This is a genomic window from Exiguobacterium antarcticum DSM 14480 (assembly GCF_000685865.1).
Classification (GTDB): Bacteria; Bacillota; Bacilli; order Exiguobacteriales; family Exiguobacteriaceae; genus Exiguobacterium_A; species Exiguobacterium_A antarcticum.
Genome location: NZ_JMKS01000003.1, coordinates 1,774,938 through 1,799,165 on the forward strand (window position 1 = coordinate 1,774,938; position 24,228 = coordinate 1,799,165).

24 protein-coding genes and 1 pseudogene are annotated in these 24,228 nt (G+C 46.0%); 19 read left to right on the forward strand and 6 right to left on the reverse strand.

All coding sequences use genetic code 11. The features are described 5' to 3' along the window. Window positions 1-164: 164 nt before the first annotated feature. From P404_RS0110030 to P404_RS18045, 5 genes and pseudogenes are all read left to right on the forward strand, one after another. Window positions 165-464, forward strand: coding sequence for a rhodanese-like domain-containing protein (locus tag P404_RS0110030; RefSeq protein ID WP_014969349.1), 300 nt, complete (start codon window positions 165-167; stop codon window positions 462-464). Window positions 465-496: 32 nt separating this feature from the next. Beyond that, entirely contained in the window at window positions 497-1,903 is a 1,407-nt protein-coding gene (locus P404_RS0110035) for an MBL fold metallo-hydrolase (protein WP_026830664.1), read from the forward strand. A 188-nt stretch (window positions 1,904-2,091) separates the two neighbouring features. After that, window positions 2,092-3,894 (forward strand): mechanosensitive ion channel, encoded by a 1,803-nt coding sequence (locus P404_RS17505; protein ID WP_014969351.1) that lies wholly within the window; start codon window positions 2,092-2,094, stop codon window positions 3,892-3,894. Window positions 3,895-4,113: 219 nt separating this feature from the next. Further along, window positions 4,114-5,437 (forward strand): annotated as a pseudogene (locus tag P404_RS17510) (amino acid permease). Window positions 5,438-5,542: 105 nt separating this feature from the next. Then, entirely contained in the window at window positions 5,543-6,322 is a 780-nt protein-coding gene (locus tag P404_RS18045) for a GNAT family N-acetyltransferase (RefSeq protein WP_051590482.1), read from the forward strand. A gap of 76 nt (window positions 6,323-6,398) precedes the next feature. On the opposite strand, the gene tnpB is transcribed toward P404_RS18045, so the two are convergent. The 3 genes from tnpB to P404_RS0110070 form a co-directional block, all read right to left on the reverse strand. Then, a complete protein-coding gene (tnpB, locus tag P404_RS0110055) occupies window positions 6,399-7,571 on the reverse strand; it encodes an IS200/IS605 family element RNA-guided endonuclease TnpB (protein ID WP_026830665.1) in 1,173 nt (390 codons plus the stop codon). 338 nt (window positions 7,572-7,909) lie between these two features. Next, on the reverse strand, window positions 7,910-8,362 hold the full coding sequence (locus P404_RS0110065; protein ID WP_026830666.1) for an NUDIX hydrolase: 453 nt from the start codon (window positions 8,360-8,362) through the stop codon (window positions 7,910-7,912). Further along, window positions 8,359-9,459: a nitric oxide synthase oxygenase gene (locus P404_RS0110070; RefSeq protein WP_026830667.1), complete on the reverse strand. Its 1,101-nt coding sequence runs from the start codon at window positions 9,457-9,459 to the stop codon at window positions 8,359-8,361. Before P404_RS0110070 ends, P404_RS0110065 begins: the two co-directional genes overlap by 4 nt. A gap of 185 nt (window positions 9,460-9,644) precedes the next feature. Between P404_RS0110070 and P404_RS0110075 the strand changes: the two genes are divergently transcribed. Then, complete coding sequence (locus tag P404_RS0110075) at window positions 9,645-10,502, forward strand: YihY/virulence factor BrkB family protein (protein WP_014969357.1); 858 nt, start codon at window positions 9,645-9,647, stop codon at window positions 10,500-10,502. Here the strand turns inward: P404_RS0110075 and P404_RS0110080 are convergent. Continuing rightward, window positions 10,499-11,365, reverse strand: a complete 867-nt coding sequence (locus P404_RS0110080) for a sulfite exporter TauE/SafE family protein (protein WP_026830668.1) — start codon at window positions 11,363-11,365, stop codon at window positions 10,499-10,501. The two genes, P404_RS0110075 and P404_RS0110080, sit on opposite strands and share 4 nt — an antisense overlap. A gap of 111 nt (window positions 11,366-11,476) precedes the next feature. On the opposite strand from P404_RS0110080, the gene P404_RS0110085 reads away from it, so the two are divergent. From P404_RS0110085 to P404_RS0110125, 9 genes are all read left to right on the forward strand, one after another. Next, window positions 11,477-12,325, forward strand: a complete 849-nt coding sequence (locus tag P404_RS0110085) for a LysR family transcriptional regulator (protein WP_026830669.1) — start codon at window positions 11,477-11,479, stop codon at window positions 12,323-12,325. A 99-nt stretch (window positions 12,326-12,424) separates the two neighbouring features. Beyond that, entirely contained in the window at window positions 12,425-12,688 is a 264-nt protein-coding gene (locus tag P404_RS0110090; protein WP_014969360.1) for a metal-sensitive transcriptional regulator, read from the forward strand. Between the two features lie 56 nt (window positions 12,689-12,744). Continuing rightward, the gene (locus tag P404_RS0110095; RefSeq protein ID WP_014969361.1) at window positions 12,745-13,224 is read left to right on the forward strand and encodes a DsrE/DsrF/DrsH-like family protein; all 480 of its coding nucleotides are present in this window, start codon (window positions 12,745-12,747) and stop codon (window positions 13,222-13,224) included. 21 nt (window positions 13,225-13,245) lie between these two features. Next, the gene (locus P404_RS0110100; protein WP_026830670.1) at window positions 13,246-13,605 is read left to right on the forward strand and encodes a rhodanese-like domain-containing protein; all 360 of its coding nucleotides are present in this window, start codon (window positions 13,246-13,248) and stop codon (window positions 13,603-13,605) included. 21 nt (window positions 13,606-13,626) lie between these two features. Beyond that, the gene (locus P404_RS0110105) at window positions 13,627-13,923 is read left to right on the forward strand and encodes a rhodanese-like domain-containing protein (protein WP_026830671.1); all 297 of its coding nucleotides are present in this window, start codon (window positions 13,627-13,629) and stop codon (window positions 13,921-13,923) included. 47 nt (window positions 13,924-13,970) lie between these two features. Then, entirely contained in the window at window positions 13,971-14,537 is a 567-nt protein-coding gene (locus tag P404_RS0110110; protein WP_026830672.1) for a sulfurtransferase TusA family protein, read from the forward strand. Between the two features lie 32 nt (window positions 14,538-14,569). Further along, window positions 14,570-15,706, forward strand: a complete 1,137-nt coding sequence (locus tag P404_RS0110115; RefSeq protein WP_026830673.1) for an MBL fold metallo-hydrolase — start codon at window positions 14,570-14,572, stop codon at window positions 15,704-15,706. Window positions 15,707-15,742: 36 nt separating this feature from the next. Continuing rightward, complete coding sequence (locus P404_RS0110120; protein ID WP_012369262.1) at window positions 15,743-15,970, forward strand: sulfurtransferase TusA family protein; 228 nt, start codon at window positions 15,743-15,745, stop codon at window positions 15,968-15,970. 55 nt (window positions 15,971-16,025) lie between these two features. Then, window positions 16,026-16,802 carry a sulfite exporter TauE/SafE family protein gene (locus P404_RS0110125; protein ID WP_014969366.1) on the forward strand — a complete coding sequence of 259 codons (777 nt, stop codon included), beginning with the start codon at window positions 16,026-16,028 and terminating at the stop codon, window positions 16,800-16,802. A 226-nt stretch (window positions 16,803-17,028) separates the two neighbouring features. Here the strand turns inward: P404_RS0110125 and P404_RS0110130 are convergent, their stop codons facing one another. Further along, complete coding sequence (locus P404_RS0110130; RefSeq protein WP_026830674.1) at window positions 17,029-17,415, reverse strand: DUF302 domain-containing protein; 387 nt, start codon at window positions 17,413-17,415, stop codon at window positions 17,029-17,031. Between the two features lie 186 nt (window positions 17,416-17,601). Here P404_RS0110130 and msrB point away from each other — a divergent pair, with 186 nt between their 5' ends. From msrB to P404_RS17520, 3 genes are all read left to right on the forward strand, one after another. Next, a complete protein-coding gene (gene msrB, locus P404_RS0110135; RefSeq protein ID WP_026830675.1) occupies window positions 17,602-18,702 on the forward strand; it encodes a peptide-methionine (R)-S-oxide reductase MsrB in 1,101 nt (366 codons plus the stop codon). A 147-nt stretch (window positions 18,703-18,849) separates the two neighbouring features. Continuing rightward, complete coding sequence (locus P404_RS0110140; RefSeq protein ID WP_026830676.1) at window positions 18,850-21,762, forward strand: S8 family peptidase; 2,913 nt, start codon at window positions 18,850-18,852, stop codon at window positions 21,760-21,762. Window positions 21,763-21,922: 160 nt separating this feature from the next. Then, window positions 21,923-23,158: a sensor histidine kinase gene (locus P404_RS17520; RefSeq protein WP_236624361.1), complete on the forward strand. Its 1,236-nt coding sequence runs from the start codon at window positions 21,923-21,925 to the stop codon at window positions 23,156-23,158. On the opposite strand, the gene P404_RS0110150 is transcribed toward P404_RS17520, so the two are convergent. Beyond that, complete coding sequence (locus P404_RS0110150; RefSeq protein WP_026830677.1) at window positions 23,129-23,332, reverse strand: hypothetical protein; 204 nt, start codon at window positions 23,330-23,332, stop codon at window positions 23,129-23,131. The genes P404_RS17520 and P404_RS0110150 overlap by 30 nt on opposite strands. Before the next feature lie 114 nt (window positions 23,333-23,446). Here P404_RS0110150 and P404_RS0110155 point away from each other — a divergent pair, with 114 nt between their 5' ends. Next, complete coding sequence (locus P404_RS0110155) at window positions 23,447-24,190, forward strand: hypothetical protein (protein ID WP_026830678.1); 744 nt, start codon at window positions 23,447-23,449, stop codon at window positions 24,188-24,190. The last annotated feature ends 38 nt before the right edge of the window (window positions 24,191-24,228 follow it).

Consider the following 24,228-nt stretch of genomic DNA (forward strand, 5'->3'; position numbering starts at 1 on the left):
CGAGTGAATCAAAGAATTTAGATTGTAGATGAGCATTTAAGCGACAGCTTGTGGCAGTACCCAACCAGGGTGCTGTCTTTTTTTGTACAATCTTTTTTCTTGTCTTAGTATACCTGTAGGGGTATATTGTTGGCAGGAACTTATTTAGCAAAGGAGCAAACAAGATGAAAAATATTACGGCAAACGAGTTAGAACAAACATTAGAGCAAAATCCAACCACTCAATTAATCGATGTCCGCGAAACGGATGAATATGCAGCAGGTCATATCAAGCAGGCGAAAAATCTTCCGTTATCCGAACTGACAGAACGGACCCATGAATTGGAGGCAACACGACCGCTTCATGTCATCTGCTTATCCGGTGGACGGAGCATGAATGCATCAATGTATCTGGAGCAGGCCGGCTTCGATGTGACGAACGTGGATGGCGGCATGATGAGTTGGCAGGGCGACATCACTGAATAACACATTCTGATTACTTTTAAGGGGGAACTACCATGTTATTACGTTATTTCTATGATGAAAAGTTAGCACAAGCTTCTTATATGGTCGGCTGTCAGATGACGGGCGAGGCAATTGTCATTGATCCCTCCCGTAATATCGAAGGGTATCTCAAAGAAGCGGCAAAAGAAGGATTACACATCGTCGCGACGGCAGAAACACATATCCATGCTGATTTCGTCTCCGGTTCCCGCGAGTTTGCCGAACGATTCGATACGACGGCCTATCTGTCTGACGAAGGGGACGCCGACTGGAAGTACGGATTTGCTTCGGACATCGAAGCGAAACTCGTGACGGACGGCGACCGTTTTAAAATCGGAAACGTGACGTTTGAAGTCATGCATACACCGGGTCATACACCGGAACACATCTCATTTTTGTTATATGATCGCAGCCAGACGGTACCGATGGGGATCTTTACGGGAGATTTCGTTTTCGTCGGTGATATCGGACGTCCGGATTTACTTGAAGAAGCAGCAGGTCTTCAAGGGACGACAGCCGTCGGAGCGAAGCAGATGTTCGAGTCGTTGAAACGATTCAAAGCGTTGCCGGATTTCGTCCAAGTCTGGCCGGGGCACGGTGCCGGCAGTGCTTGTGGGAAAGCACTTGGTGCGATTCCGACGACGACAGTCGGTTATGAAAAACGGACGAACTGGGCGTTGCAGATGGAGGACGAAGTCGCATTCGTTAAAGAATTAACGACGGATCAGCCTGAACCACCCAATTACTTTGCGACGATGAAACGCGTCAACAAAGAAGGGATTGCCGTGACGACGACACTTTCTTCACCACGTGTCGCAGACGCTACAGAAGTAAACGAATTGGTCAAAACGATGCAAGTCGTCGATACACGTAACGGAAAATCGTTTGCAGCGGGTCATATCCCGGGGACGATCAACATTCCTTACAACTCGAAGTTCGTCACGTGGGCGGGATGGTTACTCGATTTTGATCATGAGATTGCTGTGATTGCGGAACCGAATCAACTTCAGACGATCCAGACGGATCTCCAATCGGTTGGTCTCGATCGTTTTGTGACACTGATCGATGTCGCAGGTTTACCGAATGAACAATTGACGGAACGGTATCCGGACTGTAGTGCAGAAAAAGCAGTAGGAGCGGCAGAAGCAGGTGACGTCTTTGTCCTGGATGTCCGGAACAAAACGGAATGGGACGGCGGACATTATGAAAAAGCCGAACGGATTCTGCTCGGGAAACTGGCATCACGTTACGAAGAGATTCCGACCGATCGTCCCGTCGCGGTGCATTGTGCGTCCGGTGTTCGTTCACGGATGGCAGTCAGTGTGCTGCAAGCACTTGGGATTAAGGATGTCATCAATATCGATGGTGGATATGCGGCGGTTCAAACGGTCCTCAACCAACAAGCCTTAACGGAATCGTGACAGTGACATACTAAAAAGCATAATTTTTTTCCAATGGATGGTTCTTAATAGAATCATCCATTTTTTTAAATACTATTCACAAAATCCCACTTTCAGGTTAAAAGTGGTTTAATAATTCCTTAAGCCGGGGAAATTAAAGAAGTGTCGGAAATATATTAATTTATTTAGAAATGAAGGAGCGTGGCAGGATGAACAACTTTTGGAACAGTACGTCATTTGACGTAAACGGGATCCTTGGGACTCTCGGTAACATTTTAGGAGCACTTATCGTATTCCTTATCGGATGGCTGATTGCGAAACTGATCGCAAACGGCATTCAAAAGGCATTGGAAAAATCTGGTGTCGTCAACAAGTTGTCACCACAAAAAGAAGGTACGCCACCACAAAAGAAAAAGTGGACACCGGAAAAAATTATCGGGACTGTCATCTTCTGGCTCTTGATGGTGTTCGTCTTAATCTTAGTCTTCAACATCTTGAACCTTAACATCATTGCAGGACCACTCGCGGCTACGATGAGCACCTTGCTCGCGGCAATCCCGAACATCTTGCAAGCAGCCTTGATTCTTCTTCTTGCTTACGTCATCGCGGTTGTTCTCCGCATGGTCATCGTCAAAGGTGGAACGAAGTTGATGTCGAACGAAAAAATCCGTTCGAACAAAATGCTTCAAGGTCAAACGGATCTGTCTAACTATCCGAAGATTGCAGGCGAAATCGTCTTCTATCTTGTGTTGTTACTGTTCTTGCCGGGTGTACTCGGTGCCCTTAACATCGAAAGTGTTTCGGAACCGTTCAGTCAGTTACTATCGTCGTTCCTTGGATTCATCCCACGTCTGATCGCTGCAGCAGCTATCTTCTTCGTCGGATTCCTTGTTGCGAAAATCGTTCGCGACATCGTGACGAACTTCCTGCATGCTGTCGGAACAGACAAATTTGCTTCACGCTTCAACATTGGTACAAACGAACCAAAAGACACAAAATCACTTTCTTCAATCCTTGGTACAGTCGTCTTCATCTTGATCTTAATTCCGATCACGATTTCGGCACTTGATCAGCTCAACATCAAAGGAATCACAGGACCAGCCATCAATATGTTGAATGATGTCCTTGGTATGATTCCAAACATCATCATCGGTGTTGTCTTGATCCTTGTGGGTCTCTATATCGGTCGTTTTGTTAAAAAATTCGTTGCTGACCTCTTGTCGCGCCTCGGATTTAACAACTTGACGCGTCACTTGAAAGTCGGTAGCTGGGATGCAAACAATGCATCGACATCACCATCATCAATCGTTGGATCACTTGTTGAGATCGTCATCGTCGTCTTGTTCGTCGTCGAAGCCTTCAACTTGATTGGTCTTGAGTTCATGGTTGACCTGGGTCGTGCTGTTCTTGCCTTCCTTCCGAGTGTCTTGACTGCGATCATCATCTTGGCCATCGGTATCATCATCAGTAACTTGGTGAAACGTACGATGGACAGCCTGTTCGCCAACTCAGATTTAAAAGTTCTGTCGAGCGTCGCGAAATACGCCATTCTTGCTCTTGCTGTCTTCATGGCACTTGATCAACTTGGTGTGGCAGCTACAATCGTCAATTCAGCGTTCATCTTGATCCTTGGTGCGGTTGCACTGGCTTTCGGACTTGCATTTGGTTTAGGTGGTCGTGATAACGCTTCACGTTACCTCAATCGTTTACAGAAAAAAGCCGAAAACACAGACATCGACACATCAAACCTGCCAACAAACAACACACCGTCTGCTTCGACGAAGCCAAGCTTAAAAGAAGCAGCTAAAGGTGCAGCGTCAAAAGCAGCAGATGATGTGACACCAGATCAAGCACCACAAGCTTCTAAATCATCATCAACGAATGTGAACCCGACACATGGTACGCCAAAGGGTGCACTTCCTGAAAATGATTTAGCACAACAGGACGATTACCCGATCGATCCGGACACGAACCGTGGTCCGAATCTGGATCATCCGAACGACCGTCCGTAAATCAACTGACTCCTTCGCTGTTCCGGCGAAGGAGTTTTTTTGCTTATCTGCTGTGCCGCATAGCTGTATTGTAGAAAAACGACAAAACTGGTTTGACCAATTTGTGAAAAAACACAGAAAGTTATGCTTATAAAAGCTGACATCGTTTGTTATGATAAGAAAGTCAACTGGAAAATGATTTGAATATTCAGAAAAAAGAGAAAGTTCGGAGGGTGTTTTATGAGTTTGCTTCGCAAAAAAGATGTCAGTGTCATGATGGATCAAAAAAGTCATTCCAAGCTGGCACGGCATTTATCGGGTTTTGATCTGGTCTTACTCGGTATTGGTGCTATTATCGGGACGGGGATTTTCGTCTTAACTGGAACAGGGGCGTTGTATGCAGGACCTGCTTTACCGGTCGCCTTTATTATTTCTGCTATTGTCTGTGCATTAGCCGCCCTCTGTTATGCAGAATTTTCATCGATGATTCCTGTGTCAGGTAGTGTCTACACCTACACGTATGCGACAATCGGAGAACTCGTTGCCTGGATTATCGGTTGGTGTCTCATTTTGGAATATGGTTTAGCGTCGAGTGCGGTCGCAACAGGCTGGTCCGGTTACTTCCAATCGTTGTTATCCGGCTTCGGCATTGGGTTACCGACGATGTTGACGGCTGCACCGGGTGCTGTACCCGGCAGTGAAACATTCTTTAACTTACCGGCCTTCTTGATTTTGATGGTCATCACGTTTTTACTGTCGATGGGAATCAAGGAAACAAAACGAGTCAACAATATCATGGTCCTCGTCAAAGTCGCCGTCGTCATCTTATTCATCGTCGTCGGGATCTGGTACGTCGAACCTGGTAACTACACACCATTCGCACCGTTCGGTATCAGTGGTGTCTTGCAGGCGTCAGCAATCGCTTTCTTCGCCTACCTTGGTTTTGACGCCGTCACATCAGCAGCAGAAGAAGTGAAGGATCCAGGCCGTAACTTACCGATCGGGATCTTAGGATCGCTTGCAATCGTCACCGTTTTGTATGTCGTCGTATCGGCCATCATGGTCGGAATCGTCCCGTTCAAACAATTTGAAGGCGTCGACAGCCCGGTTTCACTCGCATTAAAAGTCGCTCGTCATGACGTTTGGTCTTGTTCGTCTGTTGTTCGCGATGAGTCGTGACGGGTTACTGCCAAAAATCTTCTCGGACGTAAATGAGAAATCCCATACACCTGTGAAAGCGACATGGATTCTTGGTACGACGTCTGGTTTGATCGCTGGATTCGTTCCGCTCGGTACGCTCGCGGAATTGATCAACATTGGGACACTCGCTGCCTTTGCGTTGATTTCGATTGCTGTCATCATCCTCCGGAGAACACGTCCGGATTTGAAACGGGCGTTCAAAGTACCGTTCGTGCCGTTTTTACCGATTCTTTCTGTGCTTGCGTGTATCATGTTGATGGTGAACTTACAGCTGTTCACATGGATCGCGTTCTTTATCTGGACAGGAATTGGACTTGCTGTTTACTTCCTGTACGGAAGAACACGCTCAAAATTGCACCAATGAGATTTAGCCATCCAGGCACGTTTCTGGATGGCTTTTTTTGTTTGTTTTTTTGCAGGAATGAACAAGCAAAAAGGCGAACGATTGTAAAGAAAGGGGCGATCCGAAATGATTCATATTAAACGGGCACCTGATACAGAAACGGCATTTTTAGTGATGAAGGAAGGGTTCAGCGACTATATGATTCCACTGGGGCTTTCGCTCGAGGTGTTTCAAGAACGGATTTTAAAACGCGATGGCAATCAGCTCGAGCATTCCTTTATCGCCTACCACGGCGAACGACCGGTCGCGATTTGGTTAAACGGACTGAAGACAATCAAGAAAAAGACAGTCATGCGTTGTGGGGGACTGGGAGTCGATCCGCAGTACCGGCGGCTTGGAATCGCCAAAGCCTTATATGAAGCGCAACTGAGTTATGCCAAGTCCTTGAACGTCGACTGTCTGATGCTTGAAGTCATTCAGGGAAATGAGCCGGCCATTTCGCTCTATCAGAAATTTGGTTACCGCACAGTCGACGAACTCGGCTATTTTCTTCGGGAAGAACCCGACCAGACGGAGCCGCTTATCGAGATTGATGCTGTTGCATTTGAGCGACGCTACATACAGCAAGGGGAATACATCTGGCAACAAGATCAGACGGTAATGAAGCAGGCGCAAGCACAGTATTTTGAACTCGACGGAGCGTTCATTGCGACCGCCCATGAGTCGATTTTTGCGATTGTAACGGAAGAAGAAGAAGTGGCACGAATCGCGACGGAAGCGACACGCCGTTTGACGGGAACCCGTTATCAGTTGCAGTCGACCAATCAACAAGTGTGGAAAGATTTGCGTCAAGCTGGTTGGAAGCAACGGGAGTTAAAACAATTCGTCATGAGTCAAACGATCTGATTTGAACTACCTCCACCTACGCTTCACTTAGAGGTGGAGGATTCCTGAGTTATCCGACCTGACGGTCGAAACCTGATCAGGCTAACCCCGTCGTTCCGACGGTCGAAGAAGCTAAAATGCGTTCTGCTTCTTGTTTGAGATTCAGTCCTGCGTTCACATCACGGTCGTGATGGATGCCGCAACTCGGGCATGTCCATTCACGCAATCCAAGATGTTTCACGTCTTTGTGTTGATGTCCGCAACTGGAGCACAGTTGACTGGAAGCAAAGGTCTTGCCGACCTTGACGACAGTCTTCCCGTACCATTCTGCCTTGTACTCCAGCATGCGGAAGAACTCCGACCAGCTGACGTCCGAGATGGCCTTGCTCAACTTGCGATTCTTCTGCATGTTCTTCACCTGCAAGGTCTCGATCCCGATGACGTCGTGGTTTTTGACGATCTCGGTCGATACCTTGTGCAGGAAGTCGGTACGCTTGTTGGCGATCTTCTCGTGGATACGGGCAACCTTCCGCTTCTGCTTCTGATAGTTCCTCGCCTCGGAAAGCTTGACTTTCTTGTTCAGAGCGATGCGTTGACGGCGGGAGAGCTTGCGCTGTTCGCGCACCAGTTTCTTCTCAAGCAAACGGAAGTAACGGTCGTTCTTGTATACCGTGCAATCCGACAGGATGGCGAAGTTCTTGAGTCCTACGTCGACGCCGACGGATGAACCGGTCTTCGGCAGTTCGTTGATCTCCTGCTCGACGAGCAGGGAAACGAAGTATTTGCCTGAAGCGTTACGTCGGATCGTGGCGTTCAAGATACGGCCTGTAACCTGTTTCGAGTGGGCGAAACGAACCCATTTCAGCTTCGGAAGTTTGAGCTGGTTGCATCCAATCGAGACTTCAGGAAGCTGGTTTTTGCCTTGGATGTTGGTCTTGTACGACTGGACGGGATGGCGCTTGGACTTGAATCGAGGGTGTTCGTTCTGCTTCTTGAAGAAGCGATCAAACGCATCAGCAAGATGTTTGACGCTGATCTGAACAGATGTGCTATCGACTTCCTTCAACCAGTCGAACTCCTGCTTCAACAAAGGAATTTCTTTGGAACAAGAACCGTAGGACAGTCCTTTTCCAGTGGTCTTGTACGTTTCATCCCACTTCGCCAAGAAGTGGTTGAAGATGAAGCGCGAACACCCGATCGTCTTCGCGATCAGGATTTCCTGCTCTTTTGTGGGGTAGATTCTGAATTTGTAGGCCTTGTGCTTCAACACCATTTTTCACCTCCTTCAAAGGGAATATACCCGAAAGGCAGGCTGGCGATTCATCTCCCACTTTCACTTCGTTTAGAAGTGGGCGTATTCTCGCCAAATTTTGATAAAAAAGCCATGATGTGCGGAAGTCCCACGGGGGAACGCCACACATCACGGCTTTTTGTCAGGTCCATAAACTGATCATGACAAGAATGGCAAAAATCACAAATAGGATTCCGGTACCACCGAGCATGATCAGCATGATTTTGTTCATCATAAAACGACCTCGATTCTGTAGAGACTCAGATTCTTTATATTCGTTTACTAAAAAGAACGCTTTACGTGATAATCAGTTGGCATCATGTTTCATAACGGTTTAGATAATCTTCGATCATCACCCGGTGCGACCCGACGATCTTGTCCGGTAAATCCGTTAACGGGACATACGTCAACGCAACACTTTCTTCACTGATCCGTAACGTTCCGGATGTCTCGGATGCGATGTAAGCGAGGGTGACGCTTTGAAAGACGTCACCGTTCGCAAGCGTCGTGACGTAATTTTTTCCGGAATAGACACCAAGCAATGTCAGCTGTTCCGCTACGAGACCCGTCTCTTCCAACAGCTCACGACGGGCTGTCTCTTCCGGGGACTCGGCCCATTCCATCAGACCACCGGGCAGTCCGAACCGCACCTGCGTTTCATTGCGTTGTTCAAGCAGGATTTGCCCATCAGTGATGACAAGCACAACGGCACCGACTAAAATTAACGGCGTATGGCCGACTTGATCCCGCAGCGTCTTGACGTAATTCATCGGGAAACCTCCTGATGGAACGGACAACCGGTCGGAACGCTTGGTTCTTCCACCGGAGCAGTACTCGCAAAGAAGTTGGGTCGTTTGATGTCCGGATCAAAGTCTTTATGAAACAGGTGTGTCGTGGCGCCGCTCATCGGCGGAACGAGCCAAGACCAGTCCCCCGTGACATCCCGTGCACAGAGCGCTTCGTTTTTTTCGAATCGGGCAAATTGTTTGGCTGCCGTATGATGATCGACGATGGTCACGCCGGCTTGTTCAAATGAATCGAGAACAGCGAGGTTCAGTTCGACCAACGCACGGTCCTTCCATAAGGAACGTTCCCGTGACGTATTGAGACCCAGCTGTTTTGCGACAAGCGGCAAGAGATTATAACGATCGGTATCCGCTAAATTACGGGCGCCGATTTCCGTTCCCATGTACCAGCCATTAAACGGCGCACACGGATAGGAGATGCCGCCGATTTCGAGCCGCATATCGGAGATCATCGGCACGGCGTACCACTTGACCGTTTTGTCTCCGAATAAGTCGTAGTCGGGATGGGTGATCGTTACTTCGAGCACCAGGTCGTCCGGAAGCGGATGCAGGCTGATTTTCCCATCGAGTTCAATCAACAACGGCAAAACATCAAAGGCGGTTCCTTGACCGGACCAACCGAGTGACTGGCACTGTTTGGTAAAGGCAACTGAGTTCGGGTCCCCGATGATGCCATCCGGGATCTCATATCCGGCATAACGAATCAACTGATGATTCAAGACGCGGACCCGGTCCGGGTGGAAAATCGTGATCGTCGAGCGGACCCGACCATCATTCGTCGCATAAGCGATATGTTCAAACAAGGCTTCGCGGACGGTCTCGATCGTCACGGCATCCCGTGCGTCGATGACATGGAGTTGATCCCAAAACAGACGTCCGATACAGCGATTGCTGTTGCGCCAGGCCAGTTTTGCCCCATACGCTAACTCTTGGGACGTTTGTTCATATGTCCCTGTCCGTAAAATTTCTTCCTGGACTTGATGCAGGCGATGGCTGTCTTGCGGGTATTGTTCTATATAGTCATTTAAGAAGCGTTCTGCTTCGGCTAATAAAGTAGGCACGGCGTAGAATCCTTTCTTTCCTCCAACACGGCAGTTGTTCTTGTATCAGTGTACCGTCTGTTTTCCGTTTCTGCCACTCGCTGACCGTTTTTCACTTTTTTACAAGTTCAAAAGACGTTGAAAGTTTAGAAATAGCATCAAAAGGGGGATAGAGGAAAGAATCATTCGAAAGTGAGGAAATCTGTATGTCATTATTAAAACCTGTATTTGCGCGTTTCTTCGGCGAAGCCTTCTTTGATAAGTCGGCCCAACTCGCCTATTATCTGATGTTGTCCTTATTCCCATTTTTATTATTTGTGGTTGGTTTGGTCTCATTTTTACCATTTACTTCGGGTGACGTACTCGATTTGATCCGTCCGTTTGCTCCGGCAGAAACATATGATTTGATTCGAAAAAATGTCGTCGGCATCTTTGACGATGGCGGACTGAAGCTTGCATCGATCAGTTTCCTCGCTGCTTTTTGGCTGGCATCCATGTCCGTTCAATCACTTGTCCGTTCATTAAATGATGCGTTGGAGGTGACACGGAAAGTCCCGTTTTGGAGAGGGTTGTTACAAGATTTTGGGTTTACGATTGGTATGATGGTCATCTTACCGACGTCTCTTCTTGTCCCGGTGGCTGAAAAGCTGACGAGACGCTTCATCAACCATTTTACGATCGTCGCTGATTTCGTGATGGACTATTCATGGATTTGGTTTTTATTCCGTTGGGGACTCGGGTCGTTATTCCTGTTGGTTTTCTTCATCTTGTTGTACCGGATGCTGCCGAGTGTCCGGCTGACTGTCCGCCAAGTCTTGCCCGGTTCGTTATTTGCGACGATTGCCTGGCAAGTCGTATCTGAATTCTTTTCGTATTACGCGGAATTTGGTAGTTATGACCGTCTGTACGGACAACTGGCCGGGATCATCGTCTTGATGACATGGTTTTACCTGTCTGCCGTCGTCCTGATGTTAGGTGGATTGATGAATGCCGAACGGATGCGTCAAAAGAAAGAAGACAAAATCTTAAAACCCGAAAAAATCAAACAAGAGACTGTCCGTTAAGGGTAGTCTCTTGTTTGACGTTGGATCATTTTTTGATAAAAGAACAGACTGATCAATCCGGTCGTAAACAAAGCGAGCAGGAGTAAAGAAAGTTGTTCATGGTGTGTCGTTTTCAAAAAGACACTCGTTGCGACAGCCGCATAGAAGCTTCCCAAACTCTTTTTGACAAAGTGAGTGCTGAAGAGATTAAGAAACGAAGCACCAAGGGGTGAACCGAGGAGCGCTCCGATAATCAAAACGATGCCTAAACCGAGCGGAGCCTGTGTACCCGAGATGAAATAACTCGTGACACCACCGAGTACAATCAACGTAGCCGCCGCGATACTCGTTCCAATGGCCTGTTTGAGCGGGAAACGCATCCATCCCATCAGGAGCGGTGTGAGTAAAAAACCACCACTGACACCCATCAAGGATGAAAGAATTCCGGCAGCTCCGCCAATTACGACCAATTTATAAAAAGAGGCGTGCGGAACGGGCGTCTCTCGGATGATTTTTTTTGCGGGTTTTAAGAATTGAATCGCAAACAGAAGGAGCAGGACGATGTACAGGGTGGAAATCACTGTGTCTGCTCCGCTATGTCGTTCCATCCAAAAGACGACAGGCGTAACGGCAGCTGACCCGATGATACCAGAGAATCCAATCGTGACAGCATCCCGAAGATGAAAGTTGTTTTGACGGAGATGCGCGAAGGTACCTGTCACCGTAGAACCAAGCGTCAACAGCAAACTTAAGACAATCGCTGTGCTGGGCGCGTAACCTAAAATCAATAAAAGGGGGGTGAGAATGATGCCTCCACCGATTCCGAAAAAGCCGGATAAAATGCCGATGGCGGTCCCAAGTAAAAGAAAAAGTAACAAATCCAATTGAGTTCCTTCTTTCTGTGAACTGATACAGATGACTCTACGGGTAAAGTAATGATTAGGAAAATGAATTATACTGATGCTAATGATCAGAAAAATAAATGAGGTGAAGGAATGAACTTTAATGAACTGAAGACCTTTGTCATGTTGGTCGAGACAAAACACTTTACGAAAACAGCTGAACAGCTGTATATTTCACAGCCGACGGTCAGCCTTCATTTAAAGCATCTAGAAGAACATTTTGGGCAAAGTTTGATTCATCGGCATACATTTAACAAAACGATTGAAATCTCGGAAGCAGGATGGATTGTTTATCGACATGCAAAAGAAATCCTGCACCAGACGATACGGCTGGAACAAGAAATGGATGATTTAGAAGGAATCACCCGAGGGACATTAAGAATCGCCGCGACACATACCATCTATGAAGCGATGTTAGAACAGATGATTCACGATTTTCTTCTTGCATACCCGGATGTTTCAGTCGATGCCCGCGTGATGAACCAAGAACAAGTAGAGCACGCATTACGCCATTACGAAATCGATTTAGGGATGGTGGAAGGACCACATCATTCACATCAAATCGATGCGATTCCTTTTGCGACCGACCGATTACGTATCATCGGTCACGAAAGCCTCGTTCCGGAGCAGGCCACTTGGATTTACCGGGAAGAAGGATCAGCTGCCCGTTTAGCACTGGAAACATGGTTAGCCACACAAGCGATTGTTCCAAAACGAATCATCACAGTGTATTCCAATCGGTTGATTAAACAATTGATCACAAACGGAACGGGGATCTCGATTCTCTCGGAACGTTTGGCAGGCACCTTACTTGAGTCAGAAAGATTTAAGACGCATGATGATTCACGAATTGATCAACGGATGTTTCAATTCATTACGTTAAAAGGGGAGACGACCCGCCTGTCCCAAAAGTGGATGAATGAACATTCCATATCAAACTAAAATCTTTTTCATTGACTTATACCCCTATAGGTATTATTGTATGGAATGTAGCCAATGGATATGACACAGGTCACACGGAAAAAGGAGAGTGTTCTTCGCATGGAAAAAGTATATGAAGACAAAATCATCCATCGGATGAACCGGATTGAAGGTCAGCTTCACGGCATTATCCGGATGATGAAAGAAGAAGCGTCCTGTAAAGATGTTGTCACTCAACTGAGTGCGACACGGAGCGCGATTGATCGCGTCATTGGACTTGTCGTGAGTGAAAATCTCATCGACTGTGTCACGAATGACGAAACAGCCGATAATCACGAACAGTCTGTAGCAGAAGCTGTTCAACTGTTACTGAAGAGCAGATAAAAAATTTTACAATGATTAATACCCTGTAGGGTAAAATAGATGGAGGAATTTTTCAGATGTCAGAGATTAAAAAAACAACGATTGTATTGTTCAGTGGAGATTACGATAAGGTCATGGCAGCGTATATCATTGCCAACGGAGCAGCCGCCTACGACCATGAGGTCACGATTTTCCATACGTTTTGGGGATTAAACGCGATGCGCAAGGATGAACCGATTCAACCGGATAAAACATTGCTTGAAAAAATGTTTGGCAAATTCATGCCACGTGGTGCCGACAAAATGCCGCTCTCAAAAATGAACTTCGGTGGTGCTGGTCAAAAGATGATCAAAAACGTCATGAAAAAACACAACGCAATGCCGCTTCCCGATTTAATTGAACTGGCAAAAGAGCAAGACGTGAAGCTTGTTGCCTGTACGATGACGATGGATTTGCTGGGATTAAAACAAGAAGAATTGCATGACGGGATTGAATATGCCGGTGTCGCTGCATACCTTGCCGACGCGGAAGACGGAAACGTCAACCTGTTCATCTAATCTCGAGGAGGGATGATACAAATGGATATCTTGACCATCATATTTCTAATCATCGTCGCATTTCTTGCTTATCGGATGTTTGCACCGACGAAGGGTGTCAATAAATGGTCGACGTCCGACTTGAAGCAGCATTTAGGTGACCGCAACCGATTTTATTTGGATGTCCGGACACCGGGCGAATTCAAAGGCAATCACATTAAAGGCTTTAAAAACATTCCGCTTCAAGTATTGCCGACACAACTCGACAAAATTCCGAAAGACAAAGAAGTCATCGTGATCTGTCAGAGCGGCATGCGCAGTAAACAGGCGGTCAAACAATTAAAAAAAGCGGGTTATGCCCAGGTTACAGAAGTGTCGGGCGGAATGAACGTTTGGCGTTAAAACTAGGAGGAGGAATGACAGATGAAACGATTCACAGCAAAAGAAGTACAGGAAAAGCTTGAAAACGGGGAACAGTTGAACATTATTGACGTCCGGGAAGTGGATGAAGTCAAAGAAGGAAAAATTCCGGACGCGATTCATATTCCACTCGGTCTCGTAGAATTCAAAATGAATGAACTCGATAAGAAAAAACAATACGTCATGGTCTGTCGTTCGGGTGCCCGCAGTGGGCGTGCCGCAACGTATCTTGAAGGACAAGGCTTTGATGTCATCAATATGGATGGCGGGATGATGTCTTACGAAGGCGTAACTAAGTAAAAAATTTAATCTTGATTATACCCCTATAGGTAAAGGAGCGAATACTTTTGCAGACAATTAAAACAGATATCGTACTCGATGCACGCGGTTTAGCTTGTCCGATGCCGATCGTCCGGACAAAAAAGACGATGAAGACGCTGGAACCGGGTCAAGTCGTGGAAGTTCAAGCAACTGACAAAGGATCAACAGCGGATCTCCGGGCCTGGGCCAACAGTACAGGAAACCAATACCTCGGAACGATTGAAGACGGTGACGTCTTACGCCACTACGTCCGCAAATCTTCAGGTAACGATCAGGAAGCACCAGCGTTTCAACAAGTCGTCAATAACGAGACCGTTGAAGCCGTCCGTGGCAATGCGGATACACTTATTCTGGATGTCCGGGAAACAGCCGAATATGCGTTTTCACATATCCCGAGTGCTGTCAACATTCCGCTCGGTGAACTGGAAGAACGCATGGAAGAACTCGATTCGTCGAAAACGATTTATGTCGTTTGCCGGACAGGCAGCCGGAGTGATCTAGCTTGCCAACAACTCGATGCCAAAGGATTCAACGTTCAAAACGTGATCCCCGGCATGAGTGACTGGAAGTACGATACGAATCAAACCGTTTAATCCGTAAATTACGATCAGGAGGAATCAAGCAGATGGCACAAGCAATGACAACAAAAGAAGTCACGCAAAAAATCATTCACCGTGAAAAGTTATTTATCTTGGACGTCCGTAATGAAGAGGCGTTTCAAGATTGGAAAATTGAAGGCGAACAGTTTTCATATCTCAATGTTCCGTATTTTGATTTACTCGACGGTGTCGAAGATATTTTAGATCAACTGCCGACGGACCAACCTGTTCTTGTCGTCTGTGCAAAAGAAGGGTCGTCGATTTTTGTAGCAGATTTATTGGAAGAAGCAGGACGGACCGTCTCGTATCTTTCAGGAGGCATGAAAGCCTGGAGCGAACACTTGGAGCCGATTTCACTCGGATCATTAAATGAAACCGGAGCCGATCAAGGTGAAGTCGTTCAATTCGTCCGGATCGGGAAAGGCTGCTTGTCGTACATGATCATTTCAGAAGGTGAAGCCGTTCTTGTCGATGCAACGCGGATGACAGATGTTTATCTCGATTACGCACAAGCGCGTCAACTTAACATCACACATGTCTTTGACACACATCTTCATGCCGATCATATTTCCGGTGGACGCGAGATTGCTGAAAAAACAGGAGCGACATACTGGTTGCCACCAAAAGACGCAACAGACGTCACGTTTGACTATGCAGCGCTCGAAGATGGAAGCCACGTTCAGGTAGGCGATACACAAATTGATGTCCGGGCCCTTTATTCCCCGGGACATACGATCGGTTCGACTTCATTTGTCGTCGATAATCGGTATCTCTTAACGGGAGACATCTTGTTCATCGATTCAATTGGTCGTCCGGATTTAGCCGGACTTGCAGAAGACTGGGTCGGCGATTTACGGGATTCACTGTACAACACATACCGTGAACTTTCAAAAGATCTCGTCGTGTTACCTGCTCACTTCATGTTAATCGAAGAATTGAATGAAGATGGCAGTGTCGCGGAAAAACTCGATGTGTTACTTGCGAACAATCATGGTTTGAATATCGAAGACGAAGAAACCTTCCGGAAAATGGTGACAGAAAACTTGCCACCGCAACCAAATGCGTATCAAGAAATTCGCGAGACGAACATGGGCAAACAGTCACCGGATCTCGAAGCACAACGTGAGATGGAAGTTGGACCAAACCGTTGCGCCGTCCGCTAAACTAAAAAACAAACCAATTCAGGAGGAATTATCATTATGAAATCAGAACTCGTACTCGACGCCAAAGGGCTTGCTTGCCCGATGCCAATCGTCAAAACAAAAAAAGCAATCGCTGGACTTGAATCAGGACAGATTCTTGAAATCCATGCAACAGACAAAGGTGCTAAAAACGATTTACAAGCTTGGGCAAAATCAGGTGGCCATGAGCTTGTGAAACATGAAGAAGACGCTAGTGTCTTAAAATTCTGGATCCAAAAAGGGTAATTCAAGTTGAAGGAGGGCTGACGACAGCCCTCCTTTTTTCAAAGGAGTGAATTGAATGGAAATCGGTTTTATCATAACAATTTTTTTGATTGGATTCGTCGGATCATATATTTCAGGAATGCTCGGAATTGGCGGCTCGATCATCAAATATCCGATGTTGTTATACATTCCGCCACTACTCGGATTTGCCGCATTTTCTGCCCATGAAGTCGCCGGAATCAGTGCCATTCAAGTCTTTTTTGCGACCATCGGTGGCGTCTGGGCCTATCGAAAAGGTGGCTATCTCAATAAGTCACTGATTGTGAGTATGGGTGGTGCGATTTTAATTGGGAGTTTCCTTGGCGCCTATGGTTCAAACGTCTTAGCAGAAGATACCATCAACCTCGTCTACGGAATACTCGCTTTAACGGCAGCTGTCATGATGTTCGTACCGAAAAAAGGACTGGATGACATTCCACTGGATCAAGTCCGCTTTAATAAAGGCATTGCTGCCAGTACGGCGTTCGTCGTCGGAGTGGGGGCTGGAATCGTTGGTGCAGCGGGTGCTTTCTTACTCGTGCCCATCATGCTCGTCGTCTTGAAAATTCCGACCCGGATGACGATTGCTTCTTCGCTCGCCATCACGTTCATCTCGTCGATTGGCGCTACTGTCGGAAAGATTACGACGGGGCAAGTTGATTGGGGACCGGCAACGATCATGGTCGTCGCCAGCCTGATTGCGGCACCACTCGGCGCAATTGCCGGAAAAAAGATGAATACAAAAGTCCTGCAAATCATTCTTGCGGTTTTAATCTTAGCGACAGCGATCAAAATTTGGATTGATATCTTGTAAAAGAACATCAAAGGGCTGACTCAAAAAAGAATCACTCGTTCTTTCACGCCCTTTCCTCAGGCGAGACACAAGCCAGTTTTCCTGCCTCGTTCAGGCAGGAAAGCGGATCTCGTTTGTCTCTGACAGCGCAAGTCGTCTTGCGCTTTTTGCTGTAGGAGTAGCATAAAAAGAGTGATTCTTTTCTTTAGAGAGACTGACTTTTGAGTCAGGCTCTTTTTTTGAGGAGTTACAAACGACTCTTTTCAATGACGTCGACGAGTTGCCGTTCGACATCCTGTGCGACTTGTTTTAACTCGTCTTCTTCAACTAGACCAATCAGTGCCGTTGGACGCGGCATACCGATCTTCGTTTGTCCATCTTCCGTATACACAGCAAGCTTACACGGTAAAAAGTAACCGGCACGCCGTTCAGCCGACAGGACACGGTGGGCTTCTTTCGGATTACACACTTCAAGAATATGATACAAATCGTCAAACGGTAACTCTTTTTCGGCAAACTTCTTCGCTAAATCAAACTCCCACAAGACGCCAAATGACACCTGACCGAGTTCTTCTTTTAAGCGTTCGATTGTTTCTTCTGTTGAGTAGTTAGACGTGACGGTATAATCAAACATAAATACCCCTCCTGGTTTTTTAGTGTCTTAGATGTATTTCCCTCTTTCAATAGGATGAATCGTATTTTTTGAATGTGCCAAATGAAAGCAGACTTGGCGACAAACTGTGGGAAATCAAGGTACATTAGAAAAAAGACATCCGTCCGGTTGTGGGTGACGTAAGCTTAAAAAAGGAGGCGGAGGGAGATGAGGAAACGGATGTTGACGATTCTTTCGGTCGTAGCATTGATTGCGATTATGATTGGCGGCTACTTTATCTTTCAGCAGCAACAGGCAAAATCGAGCGGAAGCAAAGAGTTGTCTTATACAAAAGAAGAAACAGCGATTTTAGCGGGCGGTTGTTTCTGGTGTATGGAACCGCCGTTTGAAGAGTTAAAAGGGGTCAAATCGGTCATTTCCGGTTATACCGGTGGAAATCTTGAAAATCCGACATACAACCAGGTATCGGCGGAGACGACCGGTCACCGGGAAGCAGTCTTAATCACGTTTGATCCATCGGTCATCTCATATAAACAATTACTGGATGTCTACTGGCGCCAAGTCGATCCGACTGATCCGAACGGTCAATTCGTCGATCAAGGCGAATCGTATACGACAGCGATTTTCTACACGAACGCAGAACAAAAACAAATCGCCGAACAATCGAAGAAAAACTTAGCCGAGAGCGGGATCTTTGATCAAAAAATCGTCACGCCGTTGATTGAAGCAGGACCGTTTTATGAGGCGGAAGACTACCATCAAGATTATTACCTGAAAAGCGAAAAGAAGTATAAATTTTATCGTGCCGCTTCCGGACGGGACGAATTCATTAACAGATATTGGAACGATCAACCAAAACTTGATTTACCGAAATATACGAAGTTAACTGACGATCAGATTAAAGCGAAGTTAACAGATATTCAATATAAGGTCACCCAAGAAGATGGGACAGAACCAGCTTTTGATAATCCGTACCATGATTTAAAGGCCGACGGAATCTACGTTGATCTGATTTCCGGTGAACCGTTATTTTCTTCAAATGATAAATTCGACTCGAAAACCGGATGGCCAAGCTTCATTCGACCGTTAGAAAAAGGAAACATCATTGAAAAAAGTGATTTTGTATTAGGGATGAAGCGGATGGAGGTCAGAAGCCGGCACGGGAATGCCCATCTTGGTCATGTCTTTAACGATGGTCCGGAACCAACCGGCTTACGTTATTGCATGAACTCGGCTGCTCTACGATTTATTCCAAAAGAGGAGTTAAAGCAAGAAGGGTACGAACAATATATTTCTGAATTTAAATAATCAACCAAACAGACACTTTTCACTTTTGTGGAAGGTGTCTTTTCTTTCGAAACTGTAAGGTGCATCTCTCGAGAAATAGCTATCCATTTTATCCAAATATTGTTTATACTATAAACAATGTATGATCATATCTTGAGGAGGAACGTTGTGAAAAAACTAACGATTTGGCTCATGCTGAGCTGTTTGATTCTGACACTTGGAATTGGACCTTCAGCGACAAAAACGGCAGCAGCAAGTGAATTGTCGGAAGCGGTACTATTGAAAGCAGGACAGGAAACCGTCCTTGAGACAGGAACAGCAGAAAAGAATACATACTGGTACAAGGTCGAACATCAAGCAGGAATCGAAAAAACAGCGACTCACTTCGAATTGTCGTTTGATACGGATCAGCCGATTGAAGTCACGGCCTATCCAAGTCAGGAAATGGCATCAAAAGACGAGACATTTGATCGTTACCGTGGATACGCGGAACCAAACGACAAAGACGTGACAAAACTTGCCGTCCCGTATGCATGGGACGGTCCATACTATGTCAAAGTCGATTATTACCCGAACATCGAAGAAGATAAAGCAACGAAAGCGGCTCACGTCAAATTAACGTATAACGATGTTACATTGCCTGTCGAATATGAGCCGATCAGCGATATGAGCTGTATGGCGGAAGAAGCCCTCAAACAAACGACGGACGAGAAACCATTGCTTGCATTGATGCACGCGATTCAAAAACAAGTTTTAAGTCAGTCGGAAGAAGGACGAAGCTTGACGTCGTTGTACTATAAAGTCTCTCCATACGTCGTCAAAACACTTCTCTTCAATAAAGATAAGCGTACACAGACGTATGAAGATTTAAAAACGCTTAAACCGGCGATGACAGCACTCGTCAACGGAACGGCATACACGTTAACGAAAACGGATCAAACGGCCATCAATCGATTGCATGCTTTGACGCGTGACGCGTCACCAGAAGTCATCGCAACCGAAATCAATCAAGTCGCGAAAAAAGCGAGTATCGAAACCATCGGTGGTTCTGATTTGAGTGAAGCCTTCAAACCGTTTGGCATCAGTGTCAAATCAGAGGCGAAAACACGTTTCATCGTTAAGTTGAAACCGGGTCAGACACAACGGACGATGAAAATCAACGGTACGCAAGCGGCAGATGTCGAGAAATTATCACTTGGTAGAACAGGTCAGTTTGTCATCGTCACAGAAGATCCGACGGTCAAAAACCAATCGGCAGCTGTGCTGAAACAAGCATTGAAGAAATCAAGTGCCGTTGAATATGTCGAGGAAATCCAGACATACCGGGCAACGGGCGACATCAACTACAACTACCAATGGTCGCTCAATCAAAAATCAAATGTCGAACAATTCCCGGACGCTGGCATCGGGTTTGAACAGTTCGTAAAGAACAATTCAGGTCAAACGCTAAAACCGGTCACGATTGCGGTCATCGATACAGGGGTCGATTATCGCCTTAAAGATCTGCAAGGAAAAGTCGATATTGCCCAGGAAAAGAACTATGTCGATGTCAATGGAAACGGAGATGCGTTGGATGACAACGGTCACGGAACACATGTCTCAGGTGTCATCGCGGCAGCGCTCGATAACGAGTATGGTATTCGCGGGATTCATCAATCAGCGAAGATCCTTCCAATCAAAGTGTTGAATGCCAACGGTGAAGGCGAGACCGACGCCATCGCACTCGGAATCAAATATGCGGTTGATCATGGCGCAAAAATCATCAATATGAGTCTAGGCGGCGGCGAGAGCCGGACGATGGCTTACATGATGAAATATGCAGCGGATCACGGCGTGACGGTCGTTGCAGCTTCAGGGAACGAATATGATATGTCTGTCGGTTTCCCCGCCAGTTCAGAATATGCAATTTCTGTCGGAGCGACAAACCCGCTCGGTATGGTTGCTGATTACTCGAACTACGGAATTGGACTGGATGTCGTCGCACCTGGTTCGAAAATCGCGAGTCTCGTTCCGGACGGCAATACGGTCTACATGGACGGAACAAGTATGGCTTCCCCACACGTGGCGGCAGTCGCGGGAATCCTTGCGTCACTCAATGACAAGTTGACACCAAAACAAATCGAAACGATCCTACGGACAAGCGCGGAGCCACTCGCCTTTGAAAATCCGAATGATTGGTACGATGAAGACGAAGATATGGAAGATGAGTATCCACCGGGATATGAAAAAGAAATGACACCGGACTTCCCGGCATTCGTCAGCCCGGTATCCGGATACGGAAAAGTGAACATCACGCGTGCCATCTCTCAATTGCACTTAAACGGTAAAGTCAATCCGGTTTATGACAATCAGCTTGTTGTCAGTGGACAAGTCAAAACCGGTACAACAGTGGAAGTGTGGTCGACGAAGAAGTTGACAGATACAAAAGATACGGCAAAAATGTTGGCAAAAACAACAGCAAAATCAGGTAAGTACAGTGTGACGATTCCACGTCAGGAAAAAACATCGGTCTTGACGATCCGTTACGCAAACGGACTTGATGTCACGTCAGAACGGACGGAAGTCTTACCAGGAAAAGCACCGGCTGCTCCAAAAGTCGATCGTGTCCTTGCCGGCGCAACAAAAGTGACGGGAACAGCGATCGTTAATGGTAAAATCACAATCAAAGACGCAAAAAACAAGATTGTTGGAACAGCGGTTGTCGACAGTAAAGGGAAATTCACTGTCAAAGTCAAAGAACTGGCACCGAATACCCGTCTCGCAGTCACGGTCAAAGACATCGCGAACCGTTCGAGTAAAGCGACCGTCATCACGGTTCTTGCTCCGCCAACGGCACCAAAAGTCAATCCGGTGACAGCCGGTGCGACAAAGGTAACCGGAACGGGCGAAAAGAAAGCACGGATCTCTATCCAAAATGCAAAAAAAACAGTCATTGCCAAAGGAACAGTCACCTCTAAAGGAACGTTTTCTGTGAAAATCGCTAAACAAAAAGCAGGAGCGAAACTATATGTGTATGCTGAAAACAATCTCAAGCAAACAAGTACAAAAACAACAGTTGTCGTTAAAAAAGCTAAAAAATAAGTCTTCGAACAAGCCTTTTTCGGGTAAAACGAAAAAGGCTTGTTTTTTTAGTCAGTTATCTTGCTTTTAAAGTATTTTTTTTGAAAATATGGTATTTTTAATTGATTAGACTAATTTTAAGGCAAGCATCATTCGAATCGAATGATGAGGAGGATATTTGATGATGAATTGGATTCGGAGACGAATCGGGCGGCAACTATTGGCAGTGTTTTATGTAGTATTGTTTTTGGTCTCGATTACTTCCTTTTTTGTCTATGATTACATGGAAGAGCGGATCGAATCGTCACGGGGGGATCTAGAAGTCATCAGTGAACAAAATCGACGGGCAGATACATTATGGGACAACTGGCAAACGGTCCAATTTGGTCTGCGGGGATTCGTCATCTTTGGTGATCAGGAACGTTTTGATGAAATCCAGGAACTTCGAACCGAAATCAAAAGTGAGACGGATTGGTTTGTACGTAATGGGAAAACCGATGAAGAAGAAGAATTCGCAGCTCAGATGACGAATTTGTATGACTTGTACTACAGTGCGTTATTCCCGCTGACTCAGTCGTATGTCAATGAAAAAAAGGCAGGGGCGATCCGGGAAGACTTTTTAGAAGGCGATAGCTTATTTTCATTGCCCATCGCTGAACGATTAGTCGAGCAGGGACAGCTTAAACAAACGGCAGATGGTTCAATCGACATCACACCTGACATCGAGAAGGCTTCTTCGGCACTCAATGAGTACCGGAATAATCTGCAACAACAACAAAATGATGCCGTCATGAATCTGCGGAGTGAAGTCGCCAAGACACAATGGATTTGGATTTCGAGTATTCTTGTTTTGATTGCGTTCATTTTATTGTTTGTCCATCCGTTTTTGAAGCGAATGACCAAACAGTTGTTACGTTTGATCGACGATAATCAAAAACTCTCGCGCAATGAACCGATTGAGATGGATTTGACGGAACAGCGGACAGATGAGATAGGCATGTTACGTTCGTCCTTTAATCAGATGGCCGTCACGACGAATGCCCATAAAGAAGAGATGCAAGGGAAAAACGAAGAGTTGCAGGCGCAAAGCGAGGAACTACTTGCCCAGCAGGAAGAATTACAATCACAACAGGTAGAATTGGAAGAAGCCTATCAGGCAACCAAACAAAATGAAGAAAAGTTGAAGATGCGCAGTGAACTGACGAAAGCACTTGCTGTCCGAGAAACGGTCGAGTCCTATCCGGCAATCGTCCAAAAGATGTTGGATATCACGTCATCTGAATATGGGGCGTTGCTATTGTATGATGACGGTACGTACATCGGGGCGACGACGAATGGGATGAAAATTCAACAGATTCAAGCGTTTTTAGAAGATCATACTTCTTTATTAAGTCGTATGCACTCGAATGTGCATTAAAAGTTCTTCTTGTTCAGCCGTCAAAACAGGGAGTAAATCAAAGATTTTTTGAGCGGCACTATAGATGACAGCTTCTAATACATCGGCGTCATGAACGGTGGTTAATTGCTGGGTCAGCAAATCGACTTGCCCCCGAATGAAATTGTAGTGAAAAGGTTTGATGAAAGGTTCCATATCGAATCGCTCCTTTGTAGTCCTCTATTCACTAAAACACTTTTCTTAAAACGGTATTTTTTTGTTTTCGTCATCTGTCCTGCGGGAAATAAATACCTGAGGAGGTGTACAGGAATGCAACCGTTAACCGGACTACGCTTTTTGAATCTGGTCAGTTTTTTATTTGTTCTCTTAGCACGTGTCGTCTGGTATGAAACACCAACCGGAGATTCACTCGCAATCATGCCTGCGTCATTCATTGATGCGATTTTCGGTGTCGTCTACACGACTTTGTTGATTTGGTGTATCCGACCGGTTCAAGCCTATCCGGCCGATCGGACATTGATTTTTGATATTAGCGGATGGTTTATGCTGACGATGCTTGGATTCGGAGCGAGTAGCATCATCGGTCCACCATGGGAACTCGTATCGACGACGATCTCTTTTATTAGTTTATGCATCATTTATATAAAAATTCAACATCATCCGAACCGTTCACCTTGGATGCGTTCACCGTTTTCTGTATTCCTTGCCTGGTCGAGTGTCCAGGTTCTGATTCTGCCGTTTCGTATTTTGCAAGATTTTCGTTTTGATGATTTATTTGGTCTGACGGCCACCCAATGGGTCAGTCTGATGTTGCTCGTTTTTGCTGGTGGCGCTCTCTGCTTTGTTTTGATTCATGCCGACTGGGTTTTTGGGCTTGTCATCATTTGGTATTACATCGGTTTGTTTTTTAACGAACGATTAAACAGTCTCCAGCAAGGACTGACGATCGGAATTATAATTGTGCTGATGATTGCAATCATTCTTGTGTTCCGCAAACGGGATCAATTATTTTCAAAAGAAAAAAGACCGATTTCTCAAGAAAGCGACAGTTGATGTCGTTGCTTTTCAGTTTTTGGGGTATATCCCTTATA

What these genes read in the sequence shown, in the direction of transcription:
- P404_RS17505 (WP_014969351.1), top strand. Translation starts at nt 2,092, where the DNA reads ATGAACAACTTTTGGAACAGTACGTCATTTGACGTAAACGGGATCCTT.
- P404_RS18045 (WP_051590482.1), top strand. Translation starts at nt 5,543, where the DNA reads ATGATTCATATTAAACGGGCACCTGATACAGAAACGGCATTTTTAGTG.
- P404_RS0110095 (WP_014969361.1), top strand. Translation starts at nt 12,745, where the DNA reads ATGTCAGAGATTAAAAAAACAACGATTGTATTGTTCAGTGGAGATTAC.
- P404_RS0110075 (WP_014969357.1), top strand. Translation starts at nt 9,645, where the DNA reads ATGTCATTATTAAAACCTGTATTTGCGCGTTTCTTCGGCGAAGCCTTC.
- P404_RS0110090 (WP_014969360.1), top strand. Translation starts at nt 12,425, where the DNA reads ATGGAAAAAGTATATGAAGACAAAATCATCCATCGGATGAACCGGATT.
- P404_RS0110065 (WP_026830666.1), bottom strand. Translation starts at nt 8,362, where the DNA reads ATGAATTACGTCAAGACGCTGCGGGATCAAGTCGGCCATACGCCGTTA.
- P404_RS0110155 (WP_026830678.1), top strand. Translation starts at nt 23,447, where the DNA reads ATGCAACCGTTAACCGGACTACGCTTTTTGAATCTGGTCAGTTTTTTA.
- P404_RS17520 (WP_236624361.1), top strand. Translation starts at nt 21,923, where the DNA reads ATGATGAATTGGATTCGGAGACGAATCGGGCGGCAACTATTGGCAGTG.
- P404_RS0110030 (WP_014969349.1), top strand. Translation starts at nt 165, where the DNA reads ATGAAAAATATTACGGCAAACGAGTTAGAACAAACATTAGAGCAAAAT.
- P404_RS0110120 (WP_012369262.1), top strand. Translation starts at nt 15,743, where the DNA reads ATGAAATCAGAACTCGTACTCGACGCCAAAGGGCTTGCTTGCCCGATG.
- P404_RS0110125 (WP_014969366.1), top strand. Translation starts at nt 16,026, where the DNA reads ATGGAAATCGGTTTTATCATAACAATTTTTTTGATTGGATTCGTCGGA.
- P404_RS0110130 (WP_026830674.1), bottom strand. Translation starts at nt 17,415, where the DNA reads ATGTTTGATTATACCGTCACGTCTAACTACTCAACAGAAGAAACAATC.
- P404_RS0110085 (WP_026830669.1), top strand. Translation starts at nt 11,477, where the DNA reads ATGAACTTTAATGAACTGAAGACCTTTGTCATGTTGGTCGAGACAAAA.
- P404_RS0110150 (WP_026830677.1), bottom strand. Translation starts at nt 23,332, where the DNA reads ATGGAACCTTTCATCAAACCTTTTCACTACAATTTCATTCGGGGGCAA.
- P404_RS0110115 (WP_026830673.1), top strand. Translation starts at nt 14,570, where the DNA reads ATGGCACAAGCAATGACAACAAAAGAAGTCACGCAAAAAATCATTCAC.
- msrB (WP_026830675.1), top strand. Translation starts at nt 17,602, where the DNA reads ATGAGGAAACGGATGTTGACGATTCTTTCGGTCGTAGCATTGATTGCG.
- P404_RS0110105 (WP_026830671.1), top strand. Translation starts at nt 13,627, where the DNA reads ATGAAACGATTCACAGCAAAAGAAGTACAGGAAAAGCTTGAAAACGGG.
- P404_RS0110100 (WP_026830670.1), top strand. Translation starts at nt 13,246, where the DNA reads ATGGATATCTTGACCATCATATTTCTAATCATCGTCGCATTTCTTGCT.
- P404_RS0110035 (WP_026830664.1), top strand. Translation starts at nt 497, where the DNA reads ATGTTATTACGTTATTTCTATGATGAAAAGTTAGCACAAGCTTCTTAT.